Below are 22,278 nucleotides of genomic sequence, written 5' to 3' on the forward strand. Positions count from 1 at the left end.
GGCTCAGTTGACGGGCGAGTTGCTGCGGGCCCGTTCGACCGCGGTCGTCGCGATGCCGAGCACGATCATGCCCGCGCCGAGGCCGAGGTGCAGCCAGTTGTCGGCCGTGTTGATCGGCAGGAAGTTCGCGGCGGTGTGCTCACCGATGGCCGAGCCGTAGACCCACAGGAACACGTAGACGCCGCCGCCCGCCACCAGGAACGCGCGGGCGAACTGGGACCGCTTCGCGGCGAGCAGGCCGAGCACCCCGAACAGCAGGTGCACGAGGTTGTGCAGCACGGAGACGGCGAAGAGGCCGAACAGGAGGGCGCCCGAGTGGCCGGCGAAGCTGAGCTCGTCGTAGTGCGTGGTGACGCCCGGGATGAAGCCGAGCACGCCGACGAGCAGGAACGCCGCTCCCACCACTGAGGCTGCCGTTTGAACTGGTCGCATGCTGGGTGGCTACCCGGTGACGGCCGGGATGAACTCCCGGAGCACCTCCATGCCGGTCATCGTGGGTGCTCCGGCCGGTTCGGGGCCGAGCACGCGGGCCAGGACCGGGCCGAGCACCTCGCGGAAGAAGCGGTCGGCGTGGTCCTTGCTGTCCCACACGGCGATGACCCGGAACTCCCCGTCCGCCCGGCAGGCGTAGCGGGCGCGCAGGCCGTCGGGGGTGGTCGAGCCCATCACCTGGTCGAGCTGGTCGAGGGACTGGGTGGGCGGGGTCGCGATGGTGAGCCACATGGGGTCCTCCTCGGTCGATATTGCTCCCAAGGTAGGAAGTTCTGGCTGGTCAGCCATCCGCCGGAGTACTCGGTGAGGTACTCATCCACGCCGCGATCTGGCTGCGGCTGCGGAAGCCGAGCTTGGTGAGGACGTGCTGGACGTGGTTCTGGGCGGTCCGTTCGGAGATCACCAGCCGGCGCGCGATCTGCCGGTTCGTCAGGCCCTCGGTGACGAGCGTCGCGACCTCGTGCTCGCGGCTGCTCAGCTCGGTCGTGGTGAACGCCGTCATGCCCAGCGACCGGATCGCCCGGTCGGCGGCGCGGTGCACGGCGTCGGCGTCGCGGCCCAGCGCGCGCAACGCCGCCGCGAGGTGCCAGCGGGCCTCGGCGGCGAACGCGGGGGCGCCCGCCCGGGAGGCCTCGTCGACGGCGGTGGTGAGGTCGGCGACGGCCTTCTCGTGCTCGCCGAGAGCCAGGTGACCGCGGCCCAGCGCGAGGGTCACCGGGCCCATGTACGCGACGCCGTTGCCGGCCGCGTGCTCGCCGCGGAACTCCGCGAGCCGGGGCAGGATCAGGCGCAGGTCGTCGGTGAGGCCGAGCCCCGCCGTCACCAGGACGGCGTCGACCAGTCCCGGCAGCACGAAGAACGCGGGCAGGTCCCACTCGGCGATCGGGCCGCAGCGGCGGTAGAAGTCCAGGGCCTCGTCGCGCAGGCCCGCGCGCAGCAGCAGGAACGCCCGCGTGAGCTTCGACATCAGCCGGAACCGCGGCGGCGGGTCGTGGAAGTGGCGGGCGAGCGCCAGGCCGTCCTCGGTGGGGGAGAGATGGCAGGAGAGCCCGCACTGCAAAGCGAAGTAGGCGCCCGACGCCGGTTCGCGCTCGATCACCCGCATCCGGTCGTAGCCCCGCCGCCCGATCTCCTGGGCCTCCGCGAAACGGCCCTGCGCCTGGGCGATGCACGCCGTCACGACGTCGAGGTGCCACAACGGGACCTGACCGCCGACGCGGTCGCAGGCGAGCTTGAGCGCCGGCAGTTCCTCCTGCGCGGCAGCGAGCTCGCCGCTCTCGACCAACGCGTGGACGCGCCACAGCGATCCCCACATCGCACCGCGCGGGCTGTGCGTGCGGTGCGCGAGGGCGATCATCTCCGCGGCGAGGCCGAGGCGTTCGGCGCGACCGGCCGGACCGGGGCACGCCTCCTGCCTGGCGTGCAGCGCCTCCGCGAGCGCGCGGTCGTCCCCCCGTGCCAGGCGCAGCGCCTCCCGGCTGAGCTCGTCGAGCCGGTGCTGTTCGCCTCGGTAGAACGCGAGATGGCTGCGCTGGGCCAGCAGCCGGGCGCGCGTGGCCGGGCTGACGTCGTGGCGGAGAGCGTTGTCGCACAACGGGGTCGCGATCGCGTTGACGCCCGCGCCGGGTGCCGCTTCCAGGACCAGGGCGGCTTCCGCGATCTCCTCGGGCGTGCCGGCCAGTTCGGCGGCGCGCTGGGCGGCCTGGACACACCCCGCTAGGTCCCCGGCGAAGTAGGCGGCCCGGCCCAGTGCCACCTGGAGGTCGTGGCTGTCGGCGAGAGCCGCCGCGGCTCGGTAGAGGCGTGCGCCCTCCTCGTAGGCGAGCCGCTTGACCGCGTCCCGCGCTGCGCGGATCGTCCAGGTGCGGGCTTTCTCCTTCGCGCCGCAGGCGTCCCAGTGCCGGGCGACGTCCGCGTAGTGCGTGCTGCCCGCCATCGCCTCGGCGATCCGGCGGTGCAGCGCGCGGCGTTCGGCGGGGGTGAGCGCGGCCTCGACCGCGTCCCTGGTCAGCGCGTGCGTGAACCGGTGCCCCGTCGCGTCGATCAGCGTCGCCGCCTCGTCCAGCGCGCCGAGCGGCTGTCCCGAGGCCGTGGCGGCGAGATCGGGGTCGAAGTCGCGGCCGATCAGCGCCGCCGTCTTGATCAGCTCACGGGCGCCGGGGGACAGCCGGGTGAGCCGGGCGGTGACGATGTCGCGGACGCTGCGCGGCGGCTGGTCCGCACGCCACGTGCCGTCCTCGAGCGCACGGGCGATCTCCGTGACGAACAACGGGTTGCCGCTGGTCAGCTCCATGATCGTGGCCGCGTGCGCGGCACCGGCCAGTTCGGCCACCTCGTCGGCGGTCAGACCGTGCAGGTCGATGCGGTCGGCCGAGCGCATGAGGTCCGCGACCGCCGGGCAGGGGTCGCGGAAGGTCGCGAACAGCAGCACGTTCCGCAGCTGTGCGGCGAGGTGGCCGAGGACGAGCAGTGACGCCTCGTCGGCCCAGTGGACGTCCTCGACGATGATCACCAGGCCGTCGCGGTCCAGCGCGGACGCGATCGCGTCGAACACCCGGAACCTGTCCTGCGGTACCTCGGCGTCGTGCGCGAGCACCCCGTCGGGATCGGCACCGGCCGCCTTCAGCACCTGCCGCCACGGCCAGAACGCCGGTGCGCCCGCGGTCTCGGCGCAGTGCCCCCACACGACCTCCCGGCCGAGCGCGAGCGCGAGCCCGGCCAGCTCCTGGGCCAGCCTCGTCTTGCCGATGCCCGGCTCGCCGCCGCAGAGCACCAGCCGTCCGGTCTCCGCCGCCAGCCACGACCGTGCCGCAGCGAGTTCGCGAGCGCGCCCCACGACCTCCACGACTGGACATCGCTCCACCGCGCGACCGCGTTTCTCGCGAATGCCGCGATAAATGGTTGACCGCCGGTCACGCGCTCCGGCAAGGTGATCCGCATGCGCCGCTATCGCAGCTGTCCGCCCAGCTCAGGCTCTCCGTCGTGATGCCGTAAGGCCTCGCCGACGTCGAGAGCCGCCCTCACCGTGAGAACGGGTGAGGGCGGCTTTTTCGTGTGCCCGGAAGTGTTCTGACAATGGTGGAGAAGGGGCTGTGGAGCCCCGCCCGTCTGTAAAACGGGAGCCTCGCGCAGAGTCGGTTCGACTCCGACCTCCACCACCAGCCGTTGCGCCACCGGGGTGAACCCGGCAACGACGCCCCTCCTTCCCGCGACCTACTGGTGGAGGAAGGGGAAACATGTCCATCGACATCCAGCAGCCCCGGCCGCAGGGCCTGGTCGGAAGCCACGTCCACATCGCCGGCACCGCGGGCGGAGCGTTCGAGGCTCAGTTCAACTACCGGATCCACGAAGGTCACGACGAGGTCGTGGGCGGGTTCATGGCCGGGGACGGGGCCGGCGGTCACGGCCAGTTCCAGGTGCAGGTCGACGTGTCGGGTGCGTCCTTCGCGCTCGACCGGCTCTACGTCGAGGTGTTCTGGGTGTCGCCCAAGGACGGCGCCGAGCTCGACAAGGTCATCGTGCCGGTCGTGTACGGGCCGCGGATCGTGCCCGGCTACCGGGTCTACCAGGAGTACGAGGTCAAGCCCGGTGACACGCTGTGGGGGATCGCGACGCAGTTCTACGGCGCCGGCAACCTCTACCCCCGCCTGGTGAGGGCCAACCCGCACGTCATCACGGACCCCAACGTGATCGCCCCCGGCACCGTGATCCGGGTTCCGCAGGCCTGAACCCCGCGGGTCCTCCTCCGACGCGGACAAGGGGGAGGACCCGCGTTCTTTCGGTCAGACCACCTCTGTGACCGCGCCGACACACCTCGTCGTGACGTCGGACACGGGCTCAAGTGAAGCTGTGCCGAGGACCTGGTGCCTTGTTGGTTTCATACAAAGCACGCTGCTCAACTCGTTCCGCTCCAGCGGTTTTGTTACCGGGTAGTAGACGAGAGTGTGTACATCGATTGGGCGGCGACTGCCGCTGAGGTTGTCTGTCCGCGAGGAGAGAAGTCGTTGTTCAGTCGTGTAGCGATCGTCAACCGCGGGGAAGCCGCAATGCGGCTGATCCACGCCGTCCGTGAACTCGCCGCCGAGTCAGGGGAACGGATCGAGACCGTCGCCCTGTACACCGATGTCGACAAGTCGGCACCCTTCGTCAGAGAAGCCGACCTCGCCTACAACCTCGGCCTGGCGGCGGACCGTCCGTACCTCGACCTGAAGGTGCTGGAGAGGGCTCTCGTCGAGACGAAGGCCGACGCGGCCTGGGTCGGCTGGGGCTTCGTCGCCGAGATCCCCGAGTTCGCCGAGCTGTGCGAGAAGGTCGGCGTCGCGTTCGTCGGCCCGTCCGCCGAGGCCATGCGCAAGCTCGGTGACAAGATCGGCTCGAAGCTGATCGCCGAGGAGGTCGGCGTCCCGGTCGCGCCGTGGTCGCGCGGTGCCGTCGAGAACCTCGAGCACGCCTTGAAGGTGGCCGAGGAGGTCACCTACCCGCTGATGCTCAAGGCGACCGCCGGTGGTGGCGGCCGGGGCATCCGCAAGATCACCTCTCCTGCCGAGATGGAGGAGAACTTCGACCGCACGAGCATGGAGGCCGAGCGCGCGTTCGGCTCCGGCGTGATGTTCCTCGAGCGCCTGGTCACCGGCGCCCGGCACGTCGAGGTGCAGGTCATCGCCGACGGCCAGGGCACGGCGTGGGCGCTCGGCGTCCGCGACTGCTCGGTGCAGCGGCGCAACCAGAAGATCATCGAGGAGTCGGCCTCCTGCGTGCTGGAGCCGCACCAGGTCGACGAGCTGAAGGCGTCGGCGGAACGGCTCGCGAACGCGGTGGGCTACCGCGGCGCGTGCACTGTCGAGTTCCTCTACCACCCCGGCGAGAAGCTCTTCGCGTTCCTCGAGGTCAACACCCGCCTGCAGGTCGAGCACCCGATCACCGAGATCACCACGGGCTTCGACCTGGTCAAGGCCCAGCTGCACGTCGCGGGCGGCGGCAGGCTCGAAGGCGAGAAGCCGGTCGAGCTCGGCCACGCCGTCGAGGCCCGCCTGAACGCCGAGGACCCGGACCGCGACTTCGCGCCGTGCCCCGGCACGATCGTTCGGCTGGAACTGCCCGCGGGTCCCGGCATCCGCGTCGACACGGGCGTGGCCGAGGGCTCGCAGATCCCCGCCGACTTCGACTCGATGATCGCGAAGATCATCGCGTACGGCCGCAACCGCGACGAGGCGCTGGGCAAGCTGCGCCGCGCCATGGCCGAGACGACCGTCATCATCGAGGGCGGTACGACCAACAAGAGCTTCGTCCTCGACCTGCTCGACGAGCCCGCCGTGATCGACGGCTCCGCCGACACCTCGTGGATCGACCGCGTCCGCGCCGACGGCGGCCTCATCTCGCACCGCCACTCCGCGATCGCCCTGGCGGCCGCCGGCATCGAGGTGTACGAGGACGAGGAGCAGATCAACCGCACCGAACTGCTGGCCTCCGCCCGCGGCGGCCAGCCGCGCACGAACCACGAGGGCGCGGTCAAGCTGGAGTTCGTGCTCCGCGGCCAGCCGTACGTGGTGACCGTCGCCCGCGTCGGCGCCGCGAGCTACCGCGTCGGTGTGTCCGCCGCCGACTCCGAGACCGTGCTGACCGGTGATGTCGACGTCGAGCGGTTCGACCACCACGTCGGCCAGATCACCGTCAACGGCGAGCGGTTCCGCGTCGTCACCGGCACGCACGGCCCGGTCCACCAGGTCGAGGTCGACGGGGTCACCCACCGGGTCACGCGTGACGAGGGCGGTGTCCTGCGCTCGCCGATGCCCGCGCTCGTCGTCGCCACGCCGCTCGCGGTCGGTGCCGAGGTCGAGGCCGGGGCGCCGGTCCTGGTGCTCGAGGCGATGAAGATGGAGACGGTGCTGCGCGCGCCGTTCCGCGCCCGCCTGAGGGAGCTGAACGTCGTCGTCGGCACCCAGGTGCCCGCCGGTGGCGCGTTGCTGAAGCTCGAGGAGATCGAGGACGCCTCCGGCGCCGTCGAGGTGCAGAAGTCCGAGTCGGCCGTCGAGCTGGAACTGCCCGCGCCGCGCACGGACGTCCGGCCGGAGGAGCTCGTCGCCAGCGGCATCGACGACCTGCGCAACCTGCTGCTGGGCTTCGACACCACGGCCGCCGACACCGAGCGGGTGCTCGCGAACTACATGAGCGCGCGGCACGACCTGCCGGAGCGGCCGCTGGTCCAGGAGGCCGAGCTGCTCAGCATCTTCGCCGACCTGTGCGACCTCTCGCGCAACCGTCCCGCCGGTGAGGAGTCCAAGCCGGAGAACCACATCCACTCTCCGCGCGAGCACTTCCACACGTACCTGAAGACGCTCGACGCCGACCGCGCGGCGCTGCCGGAGGGCTTCCGCGCCCGCCTGCAGAACGTGATCGGCCACTACGGCATCACCGAGCTCGACCGCACGCCGGAGCTGGAGCAGGCCGTCTTCCGCATCTTCGTGGCGCTGCGCCGCGGCGTGTTCGACGCGGCCGTCGCGACGACCCTGCTGCGCCAGTGGGTGCAGGAGGCGCCGCCGGTCGAGTCGGAGCGCGTCCGGATCGGCCTGGTGCTGGAGCACATCGTCGCCGCGACGCAGGTCCGCTATCCGGCGGTGGCCGACCTCGCCCGCAGCGTCGTGTTCACCTGGTTCGCCCAGCCGCTGGTGCGCCGCAACCGCGCCCGCGTGCACAGCGAGGTCCGCAAGCACCTGATCCACCTCGACGCGCACCCGCGGGCGGCGGACCGCGAGGAGCGGATCGTCGCGATGGTGGCGTCGGCCGAACCGCTGGTGCGTCTGCTCGGCCAGCGCATCGGCAAGCCCGGCGCGGACAACACGCCGCTGCTCGAGGTGCTGGCCCGCCGTTACTACACCAAGAAGGCGCTGGAGAACCCGCGCGTGCACGGCGCGTTCTTCATCGCGGAGAACGAGCCGGAGCAGACGCGCCTCGTCTCGACCGCGGTGGAGTTCCCGTCGCTGGTCGACGCCATCGGTGACGTCGTCAAGCACGGCACCGGAAGCGCGGTCGTCGCGGACCTCTACGTCAACTGGCCCGGCGGTCCGTCCGACCAGGACGAGATGGCCGCGGGCCTCGGTGCCGCGCTCGCCGCGCACCAGCTGCCGCCGACGATCACCCGCATCACCACCACGGTGGCGGGCCGCCGCGGCGAGTCGATGCACCACCACTTCACGTTCCGCCCGTCGTCCAACGGGTTCGCGGAGGAGAGGCTGGTGCGCGGGCTGCACCCGCGCATCGCCGAACGCATGCAGCTGGAGCGGCTGCGGGAGTTCGACCTCACCCGGTTGTCCTCTGTGGACGAGGACGTCTACCTGTTCCGCGCCGTGGCCAAGGCGAACAAGTCCGACGAGCGCCTCGTCGCGCTGGGCCAGGTCCGCGACCTGACGCCGTTGCGCGACGACGAGGGCCGGATCGTGGCCCTGCCCGCCGCCGAGGACGTCCTGGCGACCTGCCTGGACGGCATCCGCCGGGCCCGCGCGCAGGCCGGTGGCCGCACCCGTCTCGCCACCAACCGCGTGGTGCTCTACGCGTGGCCGCCCACCGAGCTCGGGTCCAAGGACCTGGACGCGGTCGCCCAGCGCGTCCTCCCGACGACCGCGGGCCTGGACCTCGAAGAGGTCCTGTTCCTGGCGCGCCGCCGGGACCCGGTGTCCGGTGACGTCTCCGACATCGCGGTGAGGATCGCGAACGACGCCGGTTCCGGTGTGCGGTTCTCGTTCGTGCAGCCGCCGACCAATCCGATCCAGCCGCTCGACGACTACCGCCAGAACGTCCTGCGCGCCCAGTCGCGCGGCACGATCTACCCGTACGAGCTGGTCGACATGCTCGTCGGCGACGGCGGGTCCTTCGTGGAGCACGACCTCGTCGACGGCGCGCTGGTGCCGGTCGACCGCCCGCGCGGTGGCAACAAGGCCGGCATCGTCGTCGGTGTCGTGACGACGCCGACTCCCGCGTACCCCGAGGGCATGAAGCGCGTGGTGCTGCTCGGCGACCCGACGAAGTCCCTGGGCGCGCTGGCCGAGCCCGAGTGCTCGCGGGTGATCCACGCCATCGACCTCGCCGAGGAGCTCTCCGTTCCGCTGGAGTGGTTCTCGCTGTCCTCCGGCGCGAAGATCTCGATGAGCTCCGGTGTCGAGAACATGGACTGGGTGGCCGCGGCGCTGAAGCGGATCGTCGAGTTCACGCAGGCCGGCGGCGAGATCAACGTCGTCGTCAACGGCATCAACGTCGGCGCCCAGCCGTACTGGAACGCCGAGGCCACGATGCTCATGCACACCAAGGGCATCCTGGTCATGACGCCGGACTCGGCGATGGTGCTGACCGGCAAGCAGGCGCTCGACTTCTCCGGTGGCGTCTCGGCCGAGGACAACTACGGCATCGGCGGCTACGACCGCGTCATGGGCCCGAACGGCCAGGCGCAGTACTGGGCCCCGAACCTGCGGTCGGCGTTCGACGTGCTCCTCGCGCACTACGAGCACAGCTACATCGCGCCGGGTGAGGCCGGTCCGCGCCGGGTGTCCACTTCGGACCCGTCGGACCGCGACGTCTCGTCCTACCCGCACGTCGTCGGCGACAGCCCGTTCACCACGGTCGGCGAGATCTTCTCGGTCGAGTCGAACCCGGACCGCAAGAAGCCGTTCGACATCCGCACGGTCATGCGCGCCCTGTCCGACCAGGACCACGAGGTGCTGGAGCGCTGGGCCGGCATGGCCGACGCCGACACCGCCGTCGTCCAGGACGTGCACCTCGGCGGCATCCCGGTGACGCTGCTCGGCGTCGAGTCGCGCGGTGTCGCCCGCACCGGCTTCCCGCCCACCGACGGCCCGGACACCTACACCGCCGGCACGTTGTTCCCGAAGTCGTCGAAGAAGGCGGCCCGCGCGATCAACGCGGCCTCGGGCAACCGGCCGCTCGTCGTGCTGGCGAACCTGTCCGGTTTCGACGGTTCACCGGAGTCGATGCGGGAACTGCAGCTGGAGTACGGCGCCGAGATCGGCCGCGCGATCGTCAACTTCCGCGGCCCGATCGTGTTCACCGTGATCTCGCGGTACCACGGCGGCGCGTTCGTGGTCTTCTCGAAGGCCCTGAACCCGTCCATGACGGTGCTCGCGGTCGAGGGCTCGTTCGCCTCGGTCATCGGTGGCGCGCCCGCCGCGGCCGTGGTGTTCGCCCGCGAGGTGGACGGCCGCACGGCCAACGACCCGCGCGTGAAGAAGCTGGAGTCCGCGGTGGCCGAGGCCTCCGGTGCCGAACGGTCGGCCCTGACCGCCGAGCTGACGTCGACGCGGCAGTCGGTGCGGACCGAGAAGCTGAACGAGATGGCCGCCGAGTTCGACCGGGTGCACAGCGTGCAGCGCGCGGTCGAGGTCGGAGCGGTCGACGCGATCATCTCGGCCGCGCAGCTGCGGCCGGCGATCATCAAGGCGATCGAGGACGGTCTCGCGAAGTAGTCCCCTAGGATCAGGCCCGGTCATCCCGTTCTCGGGTGGCCGGGCTTTTTCCTTGGGGGAGGAAATGATCGTGAACTCCGCGCTCGCCGCTGTGCTCGACGCCCAGTCCGACGACAACGAGCGGCTGCTGGCCGCGCTGGCCGACCACGGGGTGTTCGTGCCAGTGCAGGCGAGCGGCTCCGTGCTCTTCGCCAAGGGCGCCGACGGTGGTCCCGCCATTCCCGGCTTCGTCAGCGAGGCGTGCTGCTCCGACCAGTTGCCGCAGGCAGCCGGTTCCGTGCACTGCGACGCGGGGCGGTTGCTGGACATCGCGCGCCAGACCGGTGTCGAGACGCTGTCGCTGCACTCGTTCGGCGGCTGGGCCCGTGTACCGGTGCCGTTGCTGCGCCACACGATGCGGGAGCGCGGCCGGAACGCGGCGGGGGAGCGGATGCAGCTTCGTCCCTCCAGCCACGCGCTGGCCATCGCGCTGCGGCAGGCGCTGGTGCGGCGGATCGCGGAGTTCCCCGCCGTCAGGACGGTCTGGGTGTCGAACGCCCGCTGGATCGACACCGGCGTGGAACACCTGATGCTGCACATCGCGGTCGACGAGCCGATCCCGTCGCCGTCGGCGAAGCGGCTGATGGACGTTCTGCTGGCCGAGGAAGTGTCGCTCGGCGAGGAGGATCCGCAGCTGGGCTCGATCGCGCTGAACACCAAGACCCACGCCGCCCACCTGGCGGAGCTGGAGGGGATGGGCCTGGACCCGGTGCGGGCGCCTCGGGCCAAGCGCTGGTGGCGGCGGGCCTGATCACTCGTTCGTCACGCCGAACGGGACGTGCACGCACGGCACCGTCTGGACCAGGTGGCCGCGCTGGTCGTCGAAGAAGATGTGCGGCTTGAGCACGTCCAGGATCGGCGCCTTCCTCAACCCTCCCAGGAAGAACGCGTCGTTGACCGTGAGGCCCCACGCCTTGAGGCTGTTGATCGCGCGCTCGTGGGCGGGGGCGGACCGGGCGGTCACCACCGAGACCCGGACGCGGTCCTCGGCCTGGCGCTGGATCCGGTTCACGCCCGCGAGGAAGTTCCTCAGTGGACCGGGGTCCAGTGGCGTGACGACGTTCGTGGCCTCGTGCTGCTGGAACTGGTCGAGGCCGCCGCTCTGGTAGATCCGCTCGGACGCGTCGTCGGCGAGCACGCCGTCGAAGTCGAACGCGATCCGCAGCGCCGGATCGTCGTCGTCGCGGAACGACGACTGGAGCACCTGGCCGGCCGGGAGACCGGCGAGGGTCGCCTTGCGGACGTCGTTCTCGTTGGCGGACAGGAACAACGACATGTTCAGGGCCGGCATGTACTCGTGCGGCGCCCGGCCCTCGGTGAAGATCGCGCGGGTGATCCCGAGGCCGTGGTGCGCCGCCGACCTCAGGATGCGCAGGCCGGTGTCGGGGGAGTTGCGCGACAGCACGATCACCTCGACCAGCGGTGCCAGCGCGTTGAGGCCCAGCAGGCGGCGTAGGAACGGGAACGCGACGCCTGCGGCGAACGGTTCGTCCAGGTGCGTCTCCTGGTAGGCGCGGTAGGCCTGTTCGCCCTCGGCGTGGAAGACGGCGTCGGACTCGGTCAGGTCGAACAGAGCGCTCGACGCGACGCCTACGACCAGCAGGTTCTCCAGGCTGGGGGCCACATCACGTGATCGTAGCCGCCCGGTTCCGGCTTTTCTGGTACGGTCGTACCAATGTATTGGGTGGTGCTGATCGCGTCCGGGGTGCTGGAGGCCGTGTGGGCCACGGCGCTCTCGGCCTCCAGGGGTTTTCGCCGGTTCTGGCCGGTCGTGGTGTTCGCCGTGTCGATGACGCTGAGCGTCCTCGGACTGGCTTGGGCGATGCGAGGAATCCCGGTCGGCACGGCGTACGCGGTGTGGGTCGGCGTGGGGGCCGTGCTCACCGTGCTCGTCGCGGTGGCGCGCGGTGAGGAGAGGCTCGGGGTGGCCAAGGCGCTGCTGCTGGTCGCGTTGATCGGCTGCGTCGCGGGCCTGAAGGTGGTGAGCTGATGCACTGGGCCGTGTTGCTGGGGAGCGCCGTGCTCGAAGCGGTGTGGGCGACGGCGTTGTCGCAAGGGGCCTACGTGCTCTTCGTGATCGCCGCGACGCTGAGCATGGTCGGGCTTTCCGTTGGCATGAGGCGGATTCCGGTCGGAACCGCCTACGCCGTGTGGGTCGGCGTCGGAGCGGCGTTGACGGTGACGTGGGCGATGATCACCGGCGAGGAAGCGGTCTCCGCGTGGAAGATCGTGTTCCTCACCGGGATCATCGCCTGCGTCATCGGGCTGAAGTTCCTGAGATCAGGCGTTCAGCGTCCACCGCTGGTTCGCGGTGCCGGCGCAGTCCCAGAGCTGGAGCCTGGTCCCGTCGGCGGAGCTGTTGCCGGTGGCGTCGAGACACCGTCCTGACGCCGCGTTGCGCAGCTGGCCGTTGGCCTCGGCCGTCCACTGCTGGTTGCCCGCACCCGTGCAGTCCCACAACTGGGTCACCGCGCCGTTGGCGGTGCCGGACGCGTCCAGGCACTTGCCCAGGGCGCGCAACGTGGCCCCGTTGCGGGTCCACTGCTGGGCGTTGGTGCCGTTGCAGGTGTAGAGCTGGATCGCGGTGCCGTTGGCGGAGTTCGCCGCGGCCACGTCCACGCACTTGCCGCCGATCCCGGTGAGGGTGCCACCGGTGGGCGGGTTCGGGGTGCCGCCGCCGGCGGTCTCCCAGATGGCGTTGAGCAGGCTGGTGCTGCCGGTCGTGTCCTGGGAGAGCTCCCAGTTCATGATGCCGCCCGCGTTCGCCAGCGCCCACTGGGTCTTGCGACGGATCGTCGGGAGACCGTTGTAGTGGTTGCCGTTGTAGCTGTCGCGGTTGGCGTTGGCCGGGTCCTGCGCGACGAGGTCGCGGTAGGAGATGTAGGTCGGCCTGCTGTAGAACGGCACACCCAGAACCGCCTTGCCGGCCGGAAGGCCGCGGTTCTTCCAGAAGTTGACCGACGCGATCGACCAGTCGTAGTTCGCGTGCGGGCTTCCGCCGTCGTAGGCCATGATGTTCAGCCAGTCGACGATGCCGAACACCGCGGGCTGCACGCCGTTCGCCGTGCCGCCCTCGCTCACGACCGCAGCCGTGAGCAGCTTGCCGCGGCTGTGCAGCTGGTCGCCAAGCTGGCGCATCAGCAGCGTGTAGTTGTCGCCCTCGACGCCCGGATCCGGGTACTCCCAGTCCATGTCGACGCCGTCGAGGTTGTACTGGCTGACCAGGTTGATCAGCGCGTTGACGAACGTCGTGCGGCCGTTGGCACTGGCCGCGAAGATCTCGAAGTTGTCGTCGTTGCCGTTGTTCCAGCCGCCGACGGCGATCGAGACCTTGACGCCGTTCTGGTGGCCGAGGCTCACCAGCTGCTGCAGCTTGCCGGGGTCGGGGACGCCCTGGAGCGTGCCGTTGGAGTTCGGCAGGACGAACGAGTAGTTGATGTGCGTCAGCTTGTTGTACGGGAGCGTGCTGACGTTGCCGGACCACGACGGCATGTAGCCGACGCTCTTGAACCCGGCGGGGTAGGCGGCCTGCGCGGCAGGCGCCATGACTGTCAAGGTCGCCGCGGCGGCGGCCAGCGCGAGGCCGGCGGCACCGAGGCGTGAGCGGAATGAACGCATTGCAGGGGAGGCCTTCCACTTCGTCGAGCGCCCACCGCGACGTTAGTGGTCTAGACCGGTTGCGGGAAGATCAACTGGGGACCGGAACTGGTTCCGGTCTGCCGGCGGGGAATCACCGCAGGTAGGAGGCGCCGTTCACGTCGATGATCGTGCCGCTGGCCCACAGCGCGCCCTCCGTGGTCAGCCACGCGACGGCCGCGGCGACCTCTTCCGGCTCGGCGACGCGGCCGAACGGGCTCTGCGCCCGGATCCGCTCGCCCTCCGGGCTCGCGAGGAGGTCGGTGACCATGTCGGTCCTGACGAAACCCGGCGCGACGCCGGCGACCGCGATGCCCTGCGGGGCCAGCGACTGGGCGAGCGACTGGGTCATCGCGTGCAGGCCGGCCTTCGCCGCGCCGTACGCGGGGGCGTCGGGCTCACCCCGGTAGGCGCCCCGCGAGCCGACGTTGACGATGCGACCGCCGCGGGTCATGTGCCGGACCGCGTGCCAGGCGAGGTCGGCCGGTCCGTAGAGGTTCAGCTCGACGGTGCGGCGCCAGGCCTGCTGCCACTCCTCGAAGCTCGTCGTGGCGATGGGGTGGTGGAAGTAGATCCCCGCGTTGTTGACCAGGACGTCGAGGCCGCCGAGCTTCTCGGCGGCCTCCTCGACGATCTGCCCGGCCTGGTCCGCGCCGAGGTCGCCCTGCACGGTGACGTGGCCGTCGCCGGGCAGACTCCCGGCCACGGCCTGGGCTTCGTCCGCGCCGGAGCGGTAGTGGACGGCGACCTGGTGGCCTTGCCGGGCCAGCGCGTGGGCGACGGCGGCGCCGATGCCGCGCGAGGCCCCGGTGACGAGAGCGAGTCGAGTCATGTGGCGATCATGCCTGATTGTCGATCATCCACTTGCCGTTCTGCTGCACCAGCGTGTACGTGTGCGTTTCGGTCGTGTAGACGCTGTCACCCTGCATGTACTGCAGTGTCACGGTCACCACGTTGTCGCCCACCGCCGCGGCGTTCGACACCCTCACCGCGGTGAACTGGCTCCAGAACTGCTGATACGTCTGGAAGGTCTGGTTGCGGCTCGCCTTGAACTTGTCGGTGAGCGTCGCCCAGCCCGCTTCGAGGTTGCCCGGCCTCTGCGCGTAGTAGTTCTCGATCGTCTGCTGGGCGGTCTGCGGCGCGACCGGTGGCGGAGGCTGGACCTGGCTCGGAGTGCCGGCCGGCGGGGTCGTCTGGGAGCTCGCGGGCGGCTGCGACTGGCCGGTGCCCGGCTGCTGCGACTCCGTCTGACCCGTCGTCTGCCCGCTCGTGGGCTGGTTCGGCGTGCTCGAGGACGACTGGCCGTCACCGGGCGGCTGGGCGTTCTGCTTGTCGCCCTTGGGCCACAGCAGGAACGAGCCGACGCCCACGGCCAGCACGAGCAGGACGATCGCGATGGGGACCAGCGGGAACTTGCGACGGTTCTCGTCCGGTTCCGCTGGAGGCACCGGTGCCGGTGGGCTCGAGGCAGCGGTCGCCGCGCCTTCCGCCACGAGGGTCTGGCGGGCCGGGGTGGTGGGCTGCGCGGCAGCGGGCTCCGGGGTGACCGGCGGGGCTGCCTGGGGCTCCGGGGTGGTGGGCCGGGGTTCCGCTGCGGCGGGCTGTGGTTCGGGGGTGACGGGCGGTGCGGCCGCCGGCGTCTCCTGCGCCTCGGCCGGATCGGCGTCCGTCGCGGGCGTGGGCTCGGGGTCCGGTTCGGGCTTGGCGGGCGGGGCCGTCAGCCCGGCCGCCTCCACGGCCGCGGCGCCCGCGACCAGCCCCGCCGCGGCGGCCGCGGCCTCCTGCTTCGCCTTCTCCTCCGGCTGGGCCTCGATCGGGAGCTTGACCGTCGCCGGGATGACGACCGTCGCCTCGGAGGCCTGCGGCGTCTCGTTCACGACGGCGGCCAGCAGGTGGACGGCCTCCTGCATGGTCGGGCGGCGCGCGGGGTCGGTCGCGAGCAGCCGGAACAGCACGGGGGACAGCAGGGGACCGGCGTTGGCCGGCGGCATGATCGAGCCGCTGGCGACGCGGTGCAGCATCACGAGGTTGTTGTCCGCGGTGCCGAACGGCGGGCCGCCCTCGACGGCGTTGTAGAGCGTGGCGCCGAGCGAGAAGACGTCGGAGGGAAGGCCGGCGTCCTCGCCGCGGGCGACCTCGGGGGAGAAGAAGGCCGGGGTGCCGACGGTGCCCGTCGCGGTGGCGGTGCCGTCGTCGCCGGTGGCACGGGAGATGCCGAAGTCCGTGATCTTGACTTCCTGGTCGCCGATCAGGACGTTGCCGGGCTTCACGTCGCGGTGCTGGATGCCGTGGCGGTGCGCGGCGGCCAGGGCCGCGGCGGTGTAGCACCCGATGCGGGCCACCTCGCGCGGCGGCAGCGAGCCCTGCTCGGCGATCACGGCCGCGAGGCTGCGGGAGGGGAGGTACTCCATGATCAGCCAGGGGCGGCCGTCCTCCTCCACGACGTCGTAGACGCGGATGGCGTTCGGGTGCTCCAGCCGGGCGGCGAGGCGGGCCTCGCGCATGGCCCTGGCCTTCATCCTGTCCACCCTGGCGTCGTCGAGACCGTCCAGCGCGAGCAGTTCCTTGGCCGCGACCACGCGCTCTAGCTGCTCGTCATAGGCCTCCCAGACGACTCCCATCGCCCCTTGGCCGACCTTCTTCTTCAACTGGTAGCGGCTTCCGATCAGCCTGCTGCTCTCCTCCACGCGGGTGCTCCCGTCCCCTCTGATCACTCACAAGTGTGACGGTTGCCGCGTGGACCGTTGACCATAACCCCTAATGGGGGTATATATGGGGTTATGCCAAAAATTAACGTGTACCTCCCCGACGAGCTCGCCGATTCCGTGAAGGACATGAACATTCCCGTCTCGGCGATCTGCCAGAGAGCCCTCGAAGGCTCGGTCAAGCGGATCACGGCGATCCGCGCGCTCACCGTCGCCGACCTCGAACGCGACGACTTCCCCCACTTCACCGACCGCGCGTGGAAGGCGCTCAGGCTCGCCGGGGAGTGCTCCCAGGGCACCGGGATCGGCACGTCGCACCTCCTGCGCGGCATCGTCGACGAGGGTGGGAACCTGGCGCTGGACGTGCTCCGCGCGCTCGACATCACGCCGGACGGCCTCGCCTCTTCCATTCCCTCCGGCGCGGGCGGGAAAACCGGGTTCGCCGACGACGGCGCCGCAGCGCTGGAGCTCGCCGTCACTGAGTCCATCGCACTCGGGCACAACTACGTGGGCTGCGAACACCTGCTGCTCGGCATCGTCGCCGAACCGAACGGCAAGGGCGGCGAGGAGCTGCGCGCGCTGGGCGCGGACATCAAGGGCACGCGCCGCGCCGTGCAGACGGCGCTCGCGGGCATCGTCCACCTGCAGAAGCAGCAGAAGGCCGCCCCGGACGCGGCGAAGGTCCTGGAGATGATCATGTCGCGGCTGGCCCGGCTGGAGCAGCACGCGGGTATCGGCTGACGAGCTCGGCGCCGATGCGCGCCAGGTGCTCCTCGACCTCGGGCGACTCGACGGTGATCAGGCCGCCCCACCCGGCGACGTTGCGGGCGATGTCGAGCGGCCGCGGCGCCGTCAGCTCCACCCTCGTGTGCTCGCCCCGCTCCTCGACGACCGTGCAGTGGCGTCCGTGCTGGTGCTGGAAGACGCCCAGGAACCTCGTGGGCACGAGCACGGTCGCCGACGTCTGCGACCGCCTGGCCTCCATCGACGTGACCACCTCGTCCCAGGCGCCGGCGAGCTCGAAGCCGGCGGGGCGGGAGGACGGCGTGCCGGTGAGGGAGACGTCTACGACGCGATCGAGCCGGAACGTGCGCCGCCCGTCGCCGGTGCCGGCGATGAGGTACCAGGTGCCGTCCTTGTCGACGAGTCCCCACGGGTCGACCTCGCGCACCTTCGGTGCCTCGCCGCGCTTCTGGTAGGTCAGCCGCACCCGCACCTGTTTGACGACGGCCTGCTGCAGCGTGCCCGCCAGGGCGGGCCTGTCCCTGGTGTCCTCGCCCCACGCCGCCGTGTCGACGATCGTCGCGTCCGCGGCGGCCTCGGCCTCGGCCCGGAACGTCTGCGGCAGCGCGCGGACCAGCTTGCGCAGCGCCGACTTGATCTCCGGTGCGACGGACGCGGCCGGTCCGGCGACCAGGAACAACGCCTGCGCCTCCGCCGAGGTCAGGCCGCTCAGGTCGGTGCGGGCGCCGCCGACGAGCGACCAGCCCCCGCCCCTGCCCGGCTGGGGGTACACGGGTACGCCCGCCGCGGACAGCGCTTCAAGGTCGCGCCTCGCGGTGGCGTTGGAGACTTCGAGCTCTTCGGCCAGCTCGGCGGCGGTCACCCGGCCGCGGGCCTGCATCAGCAGCAAGGTGGCGACTAGACGGTCTGCGCGCATGTCTCCAGAGTTCCGCTAAAAGTGCTCATTGGATGAGCACTTTACGGCGGAAGCTGAGAACACAACCGAACGAGAACCTTCCTGGAGGCAGTTGTGTTGCGAGGCATGTCGACCGTGTCCTACTTCGCCGACGACCTGACCGAGGCCCGTGACTGGTACGCGTCGTTCCTCGGCGCCGACGCGTACTTCGAGCGGAGCACGCAGGACGGCCTGCTCGCCTACGTCGAGTTCCGCATCGGCGACTACCAGGCCGAACTGGGCATCGTGCACCGCAGCTTCGAGGTCACGCCGTCCGGCGGACCGGCGGGCCAGATCCTCTACTGGGCGGTCGACGACCTCGACGCGACGCTGGCCAGGTTGCTGGAGCTGGGCGCCAAAGTCCACGACGAACCCCGCGTGCGCGGCGAGGGCTTCGTGACGGCGTCGGTGGTCGACCCGTTCGGCAACATCCTCGGGGTCATGACCAACACCCACTACCTGGCGATCGCCGAGCGGAACCAGGCCGGCCGCCACGACGGATGACACGGGCAGCCGGAATCGCGGGCGGCGTGGTCCGCCGTCCGCATATCCTCCGCTGATGACGACGCGGCTCGCCATCACCGGACATCGTGGGCTCACCGCGGAGCTGGAGGCCGAGATCGACCGGATGATCCGCGCCGCGGTGGCGGAGAACGGCTCCGTGGTCGGGGTGTCGTGCCTCGCGGACGGAGCGGACGCGGTGTTCGCGCAGGCCGTGCTGGACGCGGGCGGCGCACTGGTCGCGGTGCTGCCGGCGTCGCGGTACCGCGAGACGCTGCCCGAGGCCTACCGGCCCGTCTACGACGGGCTGCTCGCGCGGGCGGGCAAGGTCGTCCAACTCGAGCACGTCACGCCGGACCCGCACGCCTACATGGAGGCGGGCAAGCGGATGGTCGACGAGTCCGACTCCCTGCTCGCGGTGTGGGACGGGCTGCCGGGACGCGGCCCCGGTGGGACGGCCGACGTGGTGGCCTACGCGCGGTCGAGGGGTGTGCCGGTCACGGTGCTGTGGCCCGAGGGCGCCGTCCGCTGAGCGTCCTCCCCAGCAGCACGCGGACCAGCACCGCCGGACTGAACAGTGCCGCGGGACGGGCGGCCAGCTGCGAGACGCGGACGTACGCGCGGTAGACCCGCCGGTCGCCGGGGATCGCCCCGAGCACGAGGCCGGAGTACCACCGCAGCAGGCGACCCGGCAGCGGGAGCTTTCTCGTGCCCCGCCCGAGATCGGCGGTCGTCGCGAACGTCCAGGGGAACCTGGCGGCCTTGGCGACCGCGCGCTGGAACACCAGCGGCTCGCCGGCAAGGTCGTGTTCCCGCAGCAGTTCGCGCAGGTCCGCGCAGTTCACGGCGGTGACCGTCAGGCCGTGTCCGTGCACGGGATCGAGCGAGACCACCGAGTCGCCGAGCGCGAGCAGGCCGCGCGGCCAGTCGGCGACCTCGTGAAAGCGGTTCCAGCGGTTGCGCGCCGTGCCGGCGTGGTGGATCGCCGACGCCGGGGTGGCCGTCTTGACTACCTCCGCGATGTCCTGGCACCGCAGGCTCCTGGCGTGGTCGAGGAAACCGTCGTCGTCCGCCGGCGCGGCGTCGCCGAACAGCGTCACGAGCCAGCGCGAACCGTCCACAGAGGACATCGAGCCGCCGCGCGTCTTCCCTGGCGCGTGGGTGGGCTCGCAGGCGTTCTTCCAGTCGAGCTCCAGGTCCCGGTTCACCTCGTAGAGACGGGAGGAGCAGGTGAGGTGTCCGCGGACGATCCTCGGTGCGGGGCAGTGCACGCCGAGTTCCGCGAGCCACGACACGAGCTTGCTGTCGCGGCCCGACGCGTCCACCACCAGGTCCGCGTAGTCGGTGAACGGGCGGTCGCCGCGCCTGCCGTGCACACCGGTGACCGTGCCGCGGTCGTGCAGCAGTCCGTTCACCGTCACACCGTCCACAAGGGACACGTTCGCGAGCCGCAGCACCCTGCGCCGGATGATCCGGTCGAGCGTCACGCGCGTCACCGAGAGCACGTCCAGACCCAGGTGGTCGCGCGGTGCCGGGCCGGCCGGGAAGTGGGTCAGGCAGTCGCTGCCCAGGTCCGCGCGGACGGCCCCCGCGTTCTCCAGCTCCCTGACGATCCTCGGGAAGAGCGACTCCAGCGCCTGCGCTCCGCGCGCCGGCAGCGGGTGCCGGTGGTGGGCGCTCGGAACGCCCGCGCGGTGGCCGGTGTCGGTGGTGATCGTGTCCCGTTCGACCAGCACGACGTCGCCGTACGACTCGGACAACACCCTCGCCGCCAGCAGCCCCGCGAAGCCGGCGCCGATGACCAGGGCGCGGTCGGAGTACATGGCGGCCATGCTGGCAGAGCGCCCCTCCCGGGGGACCCGCCAGGAGTCCTGTGTTCGCGCCACCTGTCAGGACAGCTTCGCGACCAGTTCCGCCCGGCTGCGCACCCCGAACTTGGCGAAGAGCGACTTGAGGTGGTCCTGCACGGTGTAGGGCGAGATGGCCAGCCGTGCCGCTATCGCCGACGTCGGCTGCCCGGCCAGCACCTCGTGGCAGACGTCCTCCTCGCGGCTGGTCACGCCGTGCGCCTTGAGCAGCAGTCCGAGCAGGTCCGCGCCCGACGCGCGGCTGATCGTGACGGCCGTCCCGCCGTCGCCGGGATCGTCGCCCACGAGTTCGCTCGCTTCGAGCAGGATCCAGCCGCCGTGCGCGTCGCGGAGCCTCGCCCTGAACGTCCCCGAACGCGCCCCGGCCGCCGCGGCCCGCAGCACCACCGCGAACCGGCCGGGCGCGACGTCCTCCAGTTCGTCGCGCCACCGCGCGGTGGACGCGGTCGACGACCGGATCGTGCCGTCACCGGCGACCACGACGATCGCAGGAGCGCCGGTCCGGCGGGCGGAGGTGCGCGCCGCGACCTGGGTGGCGGCTCCCAGAGCGGGTGCCACCCAGGTCATGAACTCCAGTTCGCGCTCGCTGAAGTCCTTGGTGCGCACCATTCCCGCCCCGCCCCAGCAGGTGTCGTCGGCGCGGAACAGCGACCGCAGCTCGTGGCTGAGACCGAGCGGCCGCCAGACCTCGTTCAGCCGCGCCGACCGCTTGTCCTCGAGCCTCGCCACCGTGTCGCCGCGCTGGGCCAGCGCGGCGAAGGTGTGCGGCTCACCGGGCGAGTACTCGCACGTCGCGAGCACCGGTTCGTACTGCTGCGGGATGCGGTTGACGCCGCTGGTCATGGTGCTGAACACGCCCGATTCCGGGTCCATCGACGCCCAGCAGGTGAGGTCGCACGGGACCACCCGGTCGACCAGGGCGATGGCCGCCTCGTGCAGTCGCGCGACGTCGAGCCCCGCGCGCGCCAGTGCCGTGACGTCGCGTCGCACGCCGAGCGCCCGACCCTCCCACATGGTTGGCAGTATGCGCCCGCTTCCGGCGGTCCGGGATCCCAGTTTTCCGGGATACCCCCGCTCGTCCGGCGTGCGGAGGCTTCAGCGCATGCTGACCACCGCAGGCGAGGGCGACGTGTTCACCGTGCCCGACGCGACGATCACGGTCCGGGTCCCGGCGAAGTCCACGGGCGGCGCCTACGAGTTGTTCGAGGTGGACGCGCCACGGGGAGAGGCCGCGCCACCGCACCGAACGCCGTGGCCGAAGGCCTACTACGTCCTGCACGGACGCATGGCGGTGTTCCTGGACGGCGAGCTGTTCGACCTGTCGCCCGGCGATGCCGTCACGATCCCGCCCAACGCGTCCCACACGTTCACCGTGCACACGCCGTCCGTGCAGTTCCTGGCGTTCGCCGTGGGAGAGGCCATGGGTGCGTTCCTCCGCGACCTGTCCGGGAACGGAATGGAGGCGCTGGGCCGCCACGGGGTGACGCTGTGAGCGTCGTGGCCCAGATCGCCGCCGCGGTCGCCGCCCTGGTGCACGTCGTGGTGTGGGTGTGCGAGGCGTTCCTGATCGGGCGCGTCCACCAGTCGATGTTCGGGCAGCCCGCGCGGGACGTGCCGGCGATCCGGCTGTGGGCGTTCGGGGTGGGGTTCTACAACCTGTTCCTGGCGTGCGGCCTGGTCGCCGGGCTGATCGCGGTGCGCGGCGGGCACGAACTGGTCGGCCGCACGCTGGTGTTCTACGTGTCGTGGTTCATGCTGGCGGGCAGCGTCGTGCTGGCGGTGGCCGATCAGCTGGCGCTGAGCCGCCCGCGCAACCAGGCGTGGGGAGGCGTTGCGGCGGAAGGGGTTCCACCGTTGGTAGTGTTGCTGTTCGCTTAGGAGCCGGGGGG

Annotated in this window: 20 protein-coding genes and 1 tRNA gene; 11 read left to right on the forward strand and 10 right to left on the reverse strand. The window is 71.2% G+C overall.

The features are described from left to right. Positions 1 to 3: 3 nt before the first annotated feature. From ORI60_RS06605 to ORI60_RS06615, 3 genes are read right to left on the reverse strand one after another with little or no spacing between them, the layout of a single operon-like run. A complete protein-coding gene (locus ORI60_RS06605; protein WP_266035388.1) occupies positions 4 to 432 on the reverse strand; it encodes a DUF4383 domain-containing protein in 429 nt (142 codons plus the stop codon). Positions 433 to 441: 9 nt separating this feature from the next. Continuing rightward, positions 442 to 723, reverse strand: coding sequence for a hypothetical protein (locus ORI60_RS06610; RefSeq protein ID WP_266035389.1), 282 nt, complete (start codon positions 721 to 723; stop codon positions 442 to 444). A gap of 49 nt (positions 724 to 772) precedes the next feature. Beyond that, positions 773 to 3,355: an ATP-binding protein gene (locus ORI60_RS06615; RefSeq protein WP_266035390.1), complete on the reverse strand. Its 2,583-nt coding sequence runs from the start codon at positions 3,353 to 3,355 to the stop codon at positions 773 to 775. Between the two features lie 214 nt (positions 3,356 to 3,569). On the opposite strand from ORI60_RS06615, the gene ORI60_RS06620 reads away from it, so the two are divergent. From ORI60_RS06620 to ORI60_RS06635, 4 genes are all read left to right on the forward strand, one after another. Then, positions 3,570 to 3,653 (forward strand) — tRNA-Tyr (locus ORI60_RS06620). Positions 3,654 to 3,728: 75 nt separating this feature from the next. Beyond that, a complete protein-coding gene (locus ORI60_RS06625) occupies positions 3,729 to 4,220 on the forward strand; it encodes a Gmad2 immunoglobulin-like domain-containing protein (RefSeq protein ID WP_266035392.1) in 492 nt (163 codons plus the stop codon). A 276-nt stretch (positions 4,221 to 4,496) separates the two neighbouring features. Beyond that, a complete protein-coding gene (locus ORI60_RS06630) occupies positions 4,497 to 9,962 on the forward strand; it encodes a carboxyl transferase domain-containing protein (protein WP_266035393.1) in 5,466 nt (1,821 codons plus the stop codon). A 70-nt stretch (positions 9,963 to 10,032) separates the two neighbouring features. Next, positions 10,033 to 10,752 (forward strand): hypothetical protein, encoded by a 720-nt coding sequence (locus tag ORI60_RS06635; RefSeq protein ID WP_266035395.1) that lies wholly within the window; start codon positions 10,033 to 10,035, stop codon positions 10,750 to 10,752. On the opposite strand, the gene ORI60_RS06640 is transcribed toward ORI60_RS06635, so the two are convergent. Further along, a complete protein-coding gene (locus tag ORI60_RS06640) occupies positions 10,753 to 11,625 on the reverse strand; it encodes a 5'-nucleotidase (protein ID WP_266035397.1) in 873 nt (290 codons plus the stop codon). It lies immediately after the preceding gene. A 51-nt stretch (positions 11,626 to 11,676) separates the two neighbouring features. Here ORI60_RS06640 and ORI60_RS06645 point away from each other — a divergent pair, with 51 nt between their 5' ends. Further along, a complete protein-coding gene (locus ORI60_RS06645) occupies positions 11,677 to 11,991 on the forward strand; it encodes a DMT family transporter (protein WP_266035399.1) in 315 nt (104 codons plus the stop codon). Next, positions 11,991 to 12,389, forward strand: coding sequence for a DMT family transporter (locus ORI60_RS06650; protein ID WP_323055882.1), 399 nt, complete (start codon positions 11,991 to 11,993; stop codon positions 12,387 to 12,389). The genes ORI60_RS06645 and ORI60_RS06650 overlap by 1 nt, the downstream gene beginning before the upstream one ends. On the opposite strand, the gene ORI60_RS06655 is transcribed toward ORI60_RS06650, so the two are convergent. The 3 genes from ORI60_RS06655 to ORI60_RS06665 all read right to left on the reverse strand — a co-directional run bounded on the left by ORI60_RS06655 (position 12,282) and on the right by ORI60_RS06665 (position 16,324). Continuing rightward, entirely contained in the window at positions 12,282 to 13,619 is a 1,338-nt protein-coding gene (locus ORI60_RS06655; RefSeq protein WP_266035401.1) for a glycosyl hydrolase family 18 protein, read from the reverse strand. The two genes, ORI60_RS06650 and ORI60_RS06655, sit on opposite strands and share 108 nt — an antisense overlap. A 112-nt stretch (positions 13,620 to 13,731) precedes the next feature. Continuing rightward, positions 13,732 to 14,469, reverse strand: coding sequence for an SDR family NAD(P)-dependent oxidoreductase (locus tag ORI60_RS06660; RefSeq protein ID WP_266035403.1), 738 nt, complete (start codon positions 14,467 to 14,469; stop codon positions 13,732 to 13,734). Between the two features lie 7 nt (positions 14,470 to 14,476). Further along, positions 14,477 to 16,324, reverse strand: a complete 1,848-nt coding sequence (locus tag ORI60_RS06665; protein ID WP_266035404.1) for a serine/threonine protein kinase — start codon at positions 16,322 to 16,324, stop codon at positions 14,477 to 14,479. Between the two features lie 147 nt (positions 16,325 to 16,471). Between ORI60_RS06665 and ORI60_RS06670 the strand changes: the two genes are divergently transcribed. Continuing rightward, complete coding sequence (locus tag ORI60_RS06670; protein ID WP_266035406.1) at positions 16,472 to 17,083, forward strand: Clp protease N-terminal domain-containing protein; 612 nt, start codon at positions 16,472 to 16,474, stop codon at positions 17,081 to 17,083. Here ORI60_RS06670 and ORI60_RS06675 read toward each other — a convergent pair. Next, on the reverse strand, positions 17,037 to 18,002 hold the full coding sequence (locus ORI60_RS06675) for a helix-turn-helix transcriptional regulator (RefSeq protein WP_266035407.1): 966 nt from the start codon (positions 18,000 to 18,002) through the stop codon (positions 17,037 to 17,039). The two genes, ORI60_RS06670 and ORI60_RS06675, sit on opposite strands and share 47 nt — an antisense overlap. 105 nt (positions 18,003 to 18,107) lie before the next feature. On the opposite strand from ORI60_RS06675, the gene ORI60_RS06680 reads away from it, so the two are divergent. Both ORI60_RS06680 and ORI60_RS06685 read left to right on the forward strand, forming a co-directional pair. Further along, positions 18,108 to 18,524 (forward strand): VOC family protein, encoded by a 417-nt coding sequence (locus ORI60_RS06680; RefSeq protein WP_266035408.1) that lies wholly within the window; start codon positions 18,108 to 18,110, stop codon positions 18,522 to 18,524. A gap of 55 nt (positions 18,525 to 18,579) precedes the next feature. Further along, positions 18,580 to 19,053 carry a hypothetical protein gene (locus ORI60_RS06685; RefSeq protein WP_266035410.1) on the forward strand — a complete coding sequence of 158 codons (474 nt, stop codon included), beginning with the start codon at positions 18,580 to 18,582 and terminating at the stop codon, positions 19,051 to 19,053. On the opposite strand, the gene ORI60_RS06690 is transcribed toward ORI60_RS06685, so the two are convergent. Beyond that, positions 19,019 to 20,344, reverse strand: a complete 1,326-nt coding sequence (locus tag ORI60_RS06690) for an NAD(P)/FAD-dependent oxidoreductase (RefSeq protein WP_266035411.1) — start codon at positions 20,342 to 20,344, stop codon at positions 19,019 to 19,021. The two genes, ORI60_RS06685 and ORI60_RS06690, sit on opposite strands and share 35 nt — an antisense overlap. Positions 20,345 to 20,410: 66 nt before the next feature. Continuing rightward, on the reverse strand, positions 20,411 to 21,403 hold the full coding sequence (locus ORI60_RS06695; RefSeq protein WP_266035412.1) for a helix-turn-helix transcriptional regulator: 993 nt from the start codon (positions 21,401 to 21,403) through the stop codon (positions 20,411 to 20,413). Positions 21,404 to 21,491: 88 nt separating this feature from the next. On the opposite strand from ORI60_RS06695, the gene ORI60_RS06700 reads away from it, so the two are divergent. Together ORI60_RS06700 and ORI60_RS06705 are read left to right on the forward strand one after the other, a co-directional pair. Continuing rightward, positions 21,492 to 21,881, forward strand: coding sequence for a cupin domain-containing protein (locus tag ORI60_RS06700; RefSeq protein WP_266035413.1), 390 nt, complete (start codon positions 21,492 to 21,494; stop codon positions 21,879 to 21,881). Then, on the forward strand, positions 21,878 to 22,267 hold the full coding sequence (locus tag ORI60_RS06705) for a DUF1304 family protein (protein WP_266035414.1): 390 nt from the start codon (positions 21,878 to 21,880) through the stop codon (positions 22,265 to 22,267). The genes ORI60_RS06700 and ORI60_RS06705 overlap by 4 nt, the downstream gene beginning before the upstream one ends. Positions 22,268 to 22,278: the final 11 nt, after the last annotated feature.

Source organism: Lentzea sp. NEAU-D7 (assembly GCF_026242055.1).
Classification (GTDB): Bacteria; Actinomycetota; Actinomycetes; order Mycobacteriales; family Pseudonocardiaceae; genus Lentzea.

Coding starts and splice junctions, on each gene's coding strand:
- ORI60_RS06655 (WP_266035401.1), bottom strand. CDS start 13,619: ATGCGTTCATTCCGCTCACGCCTCGGTGCCGCCGGCCTCGCGCTGGCC.
- ORI60_RS06625 (WP_266035392.1), top strand. CDS start 3,729: ATGTCCATCGACATCCAGCAGCCCCGGCCGCAGGGCCTGGTCGGAAGC.
- ORI60_RS06680 (WP_266035408.1), top strand. CDS start 18,108: ATGTCGACCGTGTCCTACTTCGCCGACGACCTGACCGAGGCCCGTGAC.
- ORI60_RS06610 (WP_266035389.1), bottom strand. CDS start 723: ATGTGGCTCACCATCGCGACCCCGCCCACCCAGTCCCTCGACCAGCTC.
- ORI60_RS06645 (WP_266035399.1), top strand. CDS start 11,677: ATGTATTGGGTGGTGCTGATCGCGTCCGGGGTGCTGGAGGCCGTGTGG.
- ORI60_RS06605 (WP_266035388.1), bottom strand. CDS start 432: ATGCGACCAGTTCAAACGGCAGCCTCAGTGGTGGGAGCGGCGTTCCTG.
- ORI60_RS06675 (WP_266035407.1), bottom strand. CDS start 18,002: ATGCGCGCAGACCGTCTAGTCGCCACCTTGCTGCTGATGCAGGCCCGC.
- ORI60_RS06670 (WP_266035406.1), top strand. CDS start 16,472: ATGAACATTCCCGTCTCGGCGATCTGCCAGAGAGCCCTCGAAGGCTCG.
- ORI60_RS06685 (WP_266035410.1), top strand. CDS start 18,580: ATGACGACGCGGCTCGCCATCACCGGACATCGTGGGCTCACCGCGGAG.
- ORI60_RS06695 (WP_266035412.1), bottom strand. CDS start 21,403: ATGTGGGAGGGTCGGGCGCTCGGCGTGCGACGCGACGTCACGGCACTG.
- ORI60_RS06660 (WP_266035403.1), bottom strand. CDS start 14,469: ATGACTCGACTCGCTCTCGTCACCGGGGCCTCGCGCGGCATCGGCGCC.
- ORI60_RS06690 (WP_266035411.1), bottom strand. CDS start 20,344: ATGTACTCCGACCGCGCCCTGGTCATCGGCGCCGGCTTCGCGGGGCTG.
- ORI60_RS06700 (WP_266035413.1), top strand. CDS start 21,492: ATGCTGACCACCGCAGGCGAGGGCGACGTGTTCACCGTGCCCGACGCG.
- ORI60_RS06650 (WP_323055882.1), top strand. CDS start 11,991: ATGCACTGGGCCGTGTTGCTGGGGAGCGCCGTGCTCGAAGCGGTGTGG.